A 1,189-nucleotide genomic window follows, 5' to 3' on the forward strand; every position below is an offset into this window, starting at 1 on the left:
GATCTACACGTCGGGCTCGACCGGGCAGCCGAAAGGGGTGATGAACCATCACGCGGGCATCGTGAACCGGCTGCTGTGGATGCAGCATGCGTATGCGCTGAATTGCGGGGATCGGGTGTTGCAGAAGACGCCGTTCTCGTTCGACGTGTCGGTGTGGGAATTCTTCTGGCCGCTGCTGAGCGGCGCGACGCTGGTGATGTTGAAGCCGGACGCGCATCGCGATCCGGAGCAGATCGCGCGCTGCATCGCGGAGCAGGGCGTGACGACGCTGCACTTCGTGCCGTCGATGCTGCAGGCGCTGCTGGGGTCGTCGTCTTGCTTCGAGACGGGCGCGTTGCGCCAGGTGTTCTGCAGCGGCGAAGCGTTGCCGCTGGCGTTGCAGCAGCAGTTCTTCGAGAAGATGCCGGGCGTTGCGCTGTACAACCTGTATGGCCCGACCGAGGCGGCGGTGGACGTCACGCACTGGCGCTGCCGGGAGGAAGCCGGCCGGGGGCTGGTGCCGATCGGGCGGCCGGTGTGGAACACGCAGATCCATGTGCTGGATGCGCAACTGGAGCCGGTGCCGATCGGCGCGGTGGGGCAGTTGTATCTGGCGGGCGTGCAGGTGGCGCGGGGCTACGTCGGGCGGGCGGCGCTGACGGCGGAGCGGTTCGTGCCGGCGCCGTTCGGCGCGGCGGGAAGCCGGATGTACGCGAGCGGCGACCTGGGGCGCTACCGGAGCGACGGGGCGATCGAGTACCTGGGCCGGGCGGACGATCAGGTGAAGATCCGGGGGTTGCGGATCGAGCCGGGCGAAGTGGAGAACGCGCTGCGCGGCTGCGCGGGGGTGAAGGACGTGGCGGTGGTGGCGGTGGCGCGCGAGGACGGCGAGCGGCAACTGGCGGCATACGTGGTGGGACAGGCGGAAGCGGAGGCGCTGCGGACGGCGCTGCTGGAGACGTTGCCGTCGTACATGGTGCCGTCGGCGTGGGTGTACGTGGACGAGCTGCCGCTGACGTCGAGCGGCAAGCTCGATCGCCGGGCGTTGCCCGCGCCGCGGGTGGACCGGGCGCAGGCAGGCGCGCAGTACGTCGCGCCGCGCAATCCGACCGAGGCGATGCTGGCGGACATCTGGCGCGAGGTGCTGGGTATCGGGCAGGTTGGCGTGCACGACAACTTCTTCGCGCTCGGCGGGCATTCGCTTGCGGCC

General features: G+C 70.0%; 1 protein-coding gene. It reads left to right on the forward strand.

All coding sequences use genetic code 11. The annotated features are described in order from the left end of the window. Position 1 precedes the first annotated feature (1 nt). A partial coding sequence (locus tag PXJ20_RS32820; RefSeq protein ID WP_421057502.1) for a non-ribosomal peptide synthetase occupies positions 2 to 1,189 on the forward strand: 1,188 nt, incomplete at its 3' end.

Source organism: Paraburkholderia sp. A1RI_3L, from assembly GCF_048957895.1.
GTDB classification, from domain to species: domain Bacteria; phylum Pseudomonadota; class Gammaproteobacteria; order Burkholderiales; family Burkholderiaceae; genus Paraburkholderia; species Paraburkholderia kururiensis.